The 6,558-nt window shown below is 69.4% G+C and carries 7 protein-coding genes; 4 read left to right on the top strand and 3 right to left on the bottom strand.

Annotated features, from left to right (window positions below; all coding sequences use genetic code 11):
- The first annotated feature begins 570 nt into the window (after nucleotides 1–570).
- The 4 genes from tpg to ACF08M_RS41145 all read left to right on the top strand — a co-directional run bounded on the left by tpg (nucleotide 571) and on the right by ACF08M_RS41145 (nucleotide 2,850).
- Entirely contained in the window at nucleotides 571–1,158 is a 588-nt protein-coding gene (gene tpg, locus ACF08M_RS41160) for a telomere-protecting terminal protein Tpg (RefSeq protein WP_392190440.1), read from the top strand.
- A gap of 103 nt (nucleotides 1,159–1,261) precedes the next feature.
- Nucleotides 1,262–2,032 carry a hypothetical protein gene (locus tag ACF08M_RS41155; protein ID WP_392190441.1) on the top strand — a complete coding sequence of 257 codons (771 nt, stop codon included), beginning with the start codon at nucleotides 1,262–1,264 and terminating at the stop codon, nucleotides 2,030–2,032.
- Between the two features lie 309 nt (nucleotides 2,033–2,341).
- Nucleotides 2,342–2,578, top strand: a complete 237-nt coding sequence (locus tag ACF08M_RS41150) for a hypothetical protein (RefSeq protein WP_392190439.1) — start codon at nucleotides 2,342–2,344, stop codon at nucleotides 2,576–2,578.
- Entirely contained in the window at nucleotides 2,578–2,850 is a 273-nt protein-coding gene (locus ACF08M_RS41145) for a hypothetical protein (RefSeq protein ID WP_392190438.1), read from the top strand. Before ACF08M_RS41150 ends, ACF08M_RS41145 begins: the two co-directional genes overlap by 1 nt.
- A gap of 985 nt (nucleotides 2,851–3,835) precedes the next feature.
- On the opposite strand, the gene ACF08M_RS41140 is transcribed toward ACF08M_RS41145, so the two are convergent.
- The 3 genes from ACF08M_RS41140 to ACF08M_RS41130 all read right to left on the bottom strand — a co-directional run bounded on the left by ACF08M_RS41140 (nucleotide 3,836) and on the right by ACF08M_RS41130 (nucleotide 5,492).
- On the bottom strand, nucleotides 3,836–3,973 hold the full coding sequence (locus tag ACF08M_RS41140) for a hypothetical protein (RefSeq protein ID WP_392190437.1): 138 nt from the start codon (nucleotides 3,971–3,973) through the stop codon (nucleotides 3,836–3,838).
- A 290-nt stretch (nucleotides 3,974–4,263) separates the two neighbouring features.
- The gene (locus tag ACF08M_RS41135; protein WP_392190436.1) at nucleotides 4,264–4,737 is read right to left on the bottom strand and encodes a helix-turn-helix domain-containing protein; all 474 of its coding nucleotides are present in this window, start codon (nucleotides 4,735–4,737) and stop codon (nucleotides 4,264–4,266) included.
- On the bottom strand, nucleotides 4,734–5,492 hold the full coding sequence (locus ACF08M_RS41130) for a hypothetical protein (RefSeq protein ID WP_392190435.1): 759 nt from the start codon (nucleotides 5,490–5,492) through the stop codon (nucleotides 4,734–4,736). Before ACF08M_RS41130 ends, ACF08M_RS41135 begins: the two co-directional genes overlap by 4 nt.
- Nucleotides 5,493–6,558 lie beyond the last annotated feature (1,066 nt).

Genomic DNA, 6,558 nt, shown 5'->3' with positions numbered 1-6,558 from the left:
TCACCTCGCCGCTACGACGGCGAAGCGACGGTGGTCTTCCACCTCCGTCCGAAACAACAGCGCCTCGTGGCGCACTGACAGGGTTCTTACCGGCAGCCCAACACGGTCCGTCCGCCGGCCTGGAAGCGGAGGGCCTTGCCCCTGCGGGGGCGGATGACGTGCGGCCGGGTGCCCTTGATGACGTAGATGCTGGCCGGGTGACTCGTGACGTCGAGTGGCCCATCTCGGTGCCGGGCCTCGCGCCCGGCACCGACACGTTCACCCTCGCCCCGTTGTCACGCCCGACTGATGCGACTGTGACAACGCAGCACAGTTGGCAATTCAGCAGGCCGGTTGGCAAACGCCCAGGAAGGGCCCACTCGGACTGCGCTGACCAGCCACTTTGTGGCGACTGGTTGCCAACTATCCTGCGTCGCTCTTGCCAACTACGAAGCGTCAGAACGCTCTGACCAGGGACTTCCGTCCCTCTCATTTGCCAACTGTGCTGCGTCGTCACAGCGACACCCGCTGGTTGCCCTCTCGCTCGGCTCCACGCCTCTGTCCACAAGCGGCCCATGGCCGACTGATCGCATGAACGATCACGAGCAGCAGCCGGCCCCGGGCCGGGGCAAGGTCCTGGAGGCCCTCGCGCGGGCGGAGCGGAAGGTCTTCACCCGGCCCGCCCCGAAGTCCGCAAATGCACAGGTGAAATTCCTCCTCACGCGGGCGAAGGGGTCGACCAAGGCCCTGGCGGAGCGCCTGGGCGTCTCACGACGGACCGTGGAGCGCTACCGGGCCGGGAAGCTGACGACCCCGCAGAAGCGTCTCCAGGCCGCCCTGGTGGAGGAGACCGAATCCGAGTGGCAACCGCAGGTCAGAGCACAGGCCCGTGCACAGGCGTCCACGTCCAGGGGGATGATGGTGGAGGTGACGGCGTACTTCGGATTCACCTGCACGGGAAGCTCGGACGACGGCCGCGAGCGCCAGATCACCACGGACATCTCACCCGCCTACGTGAAGCAGATCCTGGAGCTTCAGGAGGCTGGGGCGACGGAGGAGGATCTGCATCCGATCCTCGCGGAGGCCATCACCGAGTCGTATTTCACGGAGTGGGGCACACGCGCTGATGGCCTCCGCGCGGATTTCACGGCGGTGTCGTCAATTTCCTTCCGGTTCTGACCCGGCCGAATTCAAGACCTGCTATAAACCAATCGGCGGGCCGCCGTGCAGCGCTCTGGCGGCGGCCCGCTCCCGAATCCGCACAATGAATGCGAGACCGAAGATGACCCGCTTCTGGCCGCCCGGCGAGACCACCCGCCGACCGCCCGCCCCGCGCGTTGCCGCGCCCCGCGATCCGGTCGACCCCGCCCGGATCGGCCGCCGCGTCGTACGGCGCCGGGCGAAGGGCATGGACGCCGGTGCGGTCGCGGCGGCCCTCGAGGACGCGCGCTTCGACGCCCGGCAGGCGTCCCGGTACGAGGACCTGGCCGACGACGTCCGCGGCCCGGCGGAGCTCGCGGAGTGGGAGCGCCTGGGCCAGCTGCTCGCTGCGGCCGCGCCGGGCACGGTCTACGACCCGGACACCGACGACGTCGTCCGGGCCGAACTCGCCGCCGAAGCCGCGGCCGCCGCCGCCCGGGAAGCCGAGCTGCGCGAATCGATGCGGATCGCGGCCCGCGCCGACGAGCTCCAGGCGCTGCGCGAGCTCGGCACCCTGGAGCAGACGGAACCCCGCACCGGCGACGAAGCCGTACGCGACGAACTCACCCGGCGAGCCGGCGGCTACGTCCAGGCTGACGTCGACGCCTGGCTCGCCCGCTCCCTGGCCGCGCACCTCGGGCACTACCGCGACCCGGCCGCCCGCGAGGAAGCCACCGGTCTCCTGACGCCCCCGCTGCTCGCCCACGCCGCGCTGCTCACCGAGCTCTCGCACCTCGCTCCGGGCGTCGGCGTCGACCAGTTGGCGTTCGCGGCCCGGCTCGCCACCACGGAGCCCGAAGCCGCTGGCGCCCTCGCCGACTTCCTCGCCCGCGCCCGCTCCGAGGCGAACTGACCTCACCAGACCGACCCGTTCCGACCGGTGTCACGCTTACAGACAGTGACTGTCACGCCCCTGCGCGATGTCAGATCTTACTTGTCACGCCGCCTCGATTCTGTCCCTGTTTGTCCTTTTCTCGGGGCCGTAGAGGTCTCCAGGGGCTGTTTTCGGGGGGAGAGCGTGACACTCAAGATTGGATCTCACGCGCACTTGTGATTAGTACGGAGCGTAGTTACGCTCCGGGTTCCGGCGGAGTGCTCCCGGGCCTGCCTGCCCGGCGATACCGTGGTGAGACACCGCCAGTTCTGCCCTCTGGAGTCCTCGATGAGCGAACAGCCGGCCACCCCCGCCGACGCCGCCGCCCAGCAGTTGGAGCCCGCGGCGGCCGACGCGGTGCGCGCGTACGCGGCCAAGACCCGGGCCGACGCGGACCGGTTCGCCGCCGTCCTGGAGGACATCGCCACCAACGGCGTGCCCGACCCTGAGCAGTGCACCCCGTGGGAGGAGCTGCGCGAGGCCCACCTCGCCCGCCTCGCAGCCCAGCGCCCGGCCGTCGCCTGATGCCCACACCGCACGGCCCGCGCCGCGCCCGGATCACCTTCTCCGACTCCGCCGCGAAGCAGCTGGAGAACATCACCAGCGAGGCGGACATCCACGCCCTGGACCGCGCCCTGGTCGTCCTCTCCGTCGACCCCGACGCTGGGGAGCCGATCCCCGGCACCGCCGCCGGCCCCCAGCTGCGCGAGTACGCCGACGACGTCGAGCGCGTGCGCTTGTTGTACTGGGTTTCGGTTTTGCGAACCGTGATCGTGGTCGCGTGTCTCGAGGTCTGACCCACGACGTCCTGGACCAGGCCGACCGCGTGCTGCTCGCCGGCCGAAGAAGCCGGCGCCCGGAGGCGAGGACGGCCCCGCTGTAGAACGCCATGTTCATCGTTTGGTGAGGGATCGGGTCCGCCGGTTGGTGAGGGATCGCTCGCGTAAGAAGATCTAGGACTGACTGACCTGATGACGGGCGCGCTCTTCCTCACCCGCCGAAGGCGAAGTACCGGAAGTACGGGTCGCGGACCTCGCCACCGGGCCCGCGACCCGCCTTGCACCCTTGCACCCTGACCTCCGGACGCTGCGCCGGCGGCTCCGTTACGTGCCGTCTGGAGACGGCCTTGCACCCCATTGGTAGGTACTACAGGTAGTACCTATGTGCGGGTTGTAGATCTCTCCCTCTGAGGGCGAAGCTCGCTGCGCGGGCACACACCACCCGCCACCACCTGCACCGAGGCCCACCCCGACCGTCCGGCGCACATGATCCTTCCCGGCACTGTACGGCCGCCTGCGGCGTTCTGACGCCCTCCGGCCCCCCGAGCGACGATCAAGGCCCTGAGAGGCGCTCACGGCGGCGCACAGCGCTTCGAGCGGCGGTGAAGCGCCCTATCCCTCGGCAACGGCTCCACGACGGGCGCCCCGCCCTCCCCTCGGTCGCCGCCTCCCGCTGCTCCCGGCCCAAGCTCGCTCTCAGGGGGAAGGAAACTCAACCCGCACGTAGGTACTACCTGTAGTACCTACCAATGGGGTGCAAGACGCGCTCCGCCCCCGTCAGGCCGCGACCGCCGACGACTGTCACCGGTCCGGTGCCGCGCCTCGTGCTGCTCGGCCGCCGATGTCCTGCTGCTCCTGGTGGTGAAGGGTGCAAGAGGTCTGCTGCATGGCCGGTGATGAGTGCAGCGCAGTATTCGCACGGTCCAGGTGGCACACGGGTGCTGCACGGGTAGCAAGGCCGGCCTTACTCGTACAGCAGGCGGCCCGCTGCCCTCCGGGACGGCTATGTGGTCGCGGCTGCTGCAACCGGCGAGCTGGTGGGCCGGCCGCTGCCGCGCGAGCAGGCCCGCAGCGCGCACTCGAAGAACACGTCGACGTCGACGGCGGCGTCCCGGCGGGTGACCTCGTACAGCGCCTTCATCGCCGCACAGCTGCTGCATACAGCGGGGGCCGCCGGGGCGTCGTCGGTTGTTCTGCTGCTCCAGAACGAACCGGTTCACCTGGTGCTACCGCCCTCTCGCTGCGAGCCGCCCGGCACGGATCGCCCCAGCTACGCCGACCGAGCTGGTGACGATCGGTTTGGCCCTGTGCGGGGGAACCTTTGTCCATCCAGACAGGGCCCTTTGGTGTCGGGACCGACACCGGGAACGCGATCGGCGCTGCGCCCGTGGAGGGTGCAGCGCCGATGCCCGTGGGAGGGTGCCGGCCGGATCAGCTGACGGCGTGCAGCGAACCGCGCCTCTTGGCGGCCGCGGCCTTCTTGGCAGCGGCCGCGGCCGCGCGCTTCTTGCGCTGCTCGGCGAGCTGGTCCTGGTAGGCGGCGACGGCCCGGTGGTAGTCCGTCACGTAAGTCTTGCTGTCCAGCCGGTCCGCCTTGGGCATCGCCTTGACGGCGTCGAGGGCGTCCTCGGGGGAGTTGTAGCCGGCCAGCATCGGGTTGATCTGGTAGACGCCGTTGCGGACCTTCTTGACGAGCTTGGCCAGCTCCAGCTCCCGCAGTGCGGCGTTCACGCTGGGGCGGCTGAGGCCGAGCAGCTCACCGAGGGTGGCCTGGTCCATCGCGATGCGGCCGCCGGCCTCGCTGCGCGCCCGGAGCTTCAGCAGCGCCCGGTAGGCGGCGGGCGGCAGGTCCAGGTCGGCGAGAAGGCCGTCGGCGTTGGTCGCCGACCACTTCAAGGTACTCACTGGGCTGATCCCTCCTCCTGGCGCTGCGCACGGGCCAGTCGGCGTGCAGCGCGTTCCTCGGCCCGCTTCTTGCGCAGTTCCTCGATCGCCTCGCGCATGTGCTCCAGCGACGGGAACCGCACCAGATCCGGCAGGCTCTCGTCCCTGCGGATCTTCGCGATCGTCTTGTCCTGGTCGACCTGTACGTACTCGGCTTCGACCAGCTCCGTGCCCGGGATGAACTCGGCTACACGGTACGAGTAGGGCGGGTTGAACTGGTAGACGCCACGGCGCACCTTGAAGACAATGCCATGGCTCATGACCTCCTGCAGCGCCTCGTTGGTCTTCGCGCGGGGCACGTCCAGGACCGTCGCCATCTCCTCCTGCGTCAGCCGGATCTGCCCGCCGGCCTTCTGGCAGGCGATCAGCAGCAGGATCAGTCGCAGCGGCAGGGCCTCGCGGAAGTACTGCGCGATCAGGAAGAAGAACTCCAGCGAGTCCATGGAGAACGCCTTGGGGCGCTCGGGGGTGTCGTAGACCTCCATCGGCTTGCGCTCGCTGCTGAGCGAGAGCTTCCGGCGCGGGTAACGGCGAGCGACTGAGTCGAGGTCCTCAACCGGCTGGACCGGCTTGGACCACGCCTGGATCTCCTCACCGAGGGGCAGCTCCGTACGGCGCGGCGCGCGCTTCGGTGCGGGACGGCGGCGCTGTGGCTCGGGTGTCACGAGGCTGCTCTCCACTTCGCTGATCTTGGATGCCAGCAGTATGTCAGCCACGCCGACATAAATGTCGGTGTGGCTGACGTTCCGGCGTGTTGTGTCCCCCCAGGGGGGACAGATCTCCCCCTGCACGCGAACGCGGACCGCTCGACGGAACGCTGTCGCGGATGTCGGCCTCGCTGACGTTTCGCACCTGAAACTGTCGGCCTGGCTGACAGTTTGCCGTCGATGTGACTACTCAGGAGGTACACATCGCAAGCGTTGTGTACCTCCTGGGGTGACAGATCGCCGGATGTACAGGCCGCTGACCAGCGGGTTCTTGATCTGCGTAAGTATTAGGTGGCTGAGGTCGACCCGCAGGCGCCGGCCGGACCCCTCGTAGCTGAGGCGGCTTCGCGTGCGGACCCGTGAGCGCGCGCAGACCGCAGGCGGCACCACCACCGGAACGGCGTCCCGCGCGGTAGCGGCCGTGATGCTCAAAAGCGAGGAAGCGTGGCTGAGGCCGGTGGGCGGTTCCGCCGCCCGGCCCCGGGGGGCCGTTCGGCTCCGGTACCTCCGCACGCCCAATTCCGGCTTTCCGATATCTGAGTTCCCGTTCTGTAGCTCGGGCCCGCAGCTTCCCAATCTAGGTTCCTCGCGTGAGTCGCGGGCGAATTCGGGCGCGCTGACCGTTTATCAAAAGACCGCCCTGCTGGGTGGTTGGGGGGTGTCCTGCGTTTCCGCCAACGGTACATGCTGCATCAACCTGATGCACGCGGTACAGTAGAACCCACACGAACGAGCGACCCCCACCCTCCTAACCAGCCTGGCCCGCGCCAGCGGGCCCCAAGGTTCCGGAGGCGCAGCCGGAGGGACCGTCAGGCGGGGAGCGCAGCGGACCCGCCCAGGAGCGCCCCGCGCTCCCCCAACTCCCTTACTGGAGACCCCACTAGCCGCACCTGACACCCCGCCAGCCACGGCCGTGCACCGCGCGGCCAGTCGGGCGCGCAGCGGCCGACACCCCATCAACTCCTGGAGCGCAGCGAAGGGAGTTGGCCCGTGCGCAGCACGGGCGCGGTGAGCAACGCGAGCCGCTGCGCTTGCATATCGCGCAGCGATATGGTACCCGCGGAGCGGGTACCAT

The sequence above is a fragment of the Streptomyces sp. NPDC015032 genome (genome assembly GCF_043080425.1).
Lineage (GTDB): Bacteria > Actinomycetota > Actinomycetes > Streptomycetales > Streptomycetaceae > Streptomyces.
Note: the sequence above shows the minus strand (reverse complement) of the source record. Positions and strands in the feature narration are given on the sequence as shown.

Bases quoted from the DNA above. Each gene is read 5' to 3' on its own strand.
- ACF08M_RS41155 (WP_392190441.1), top strand. From the start codon at position 1,262: ATGACCCGCTTCTGGCCGCCCGGCGAGACCACCCGCCGACCGCCCGCC.
- ACF08M_RS41140 (WP_392190437.1), bottom strand. From the start codon at position 3,973: ATGAAGGCGCTGTACGAGGTCACCCGCCGGGACGCCGCCGTCGACGTC.
- tpg (WP_392190440.1), top strand. From the start codon at position 571: ATGAACGATCACGAGCAGCAGCCGGCCCCGGGCCGGGGCAAGGTCCTG.
- ACF08M_RS41150 (WP_392190439.1), top strand. From the start codon at position 2,342: ATGAGCGAACAGCCGGCCACCCCCGCCGACGCCGCCGCCCAGCAGTTG.
- ACF08M_RS41145 (WP_392190438.1), top strand. From the start codon at position 2,578: ATGCCCACACCGCACGGCCCGCGCCGCGCCCGGATCACCTTCTCCGAC.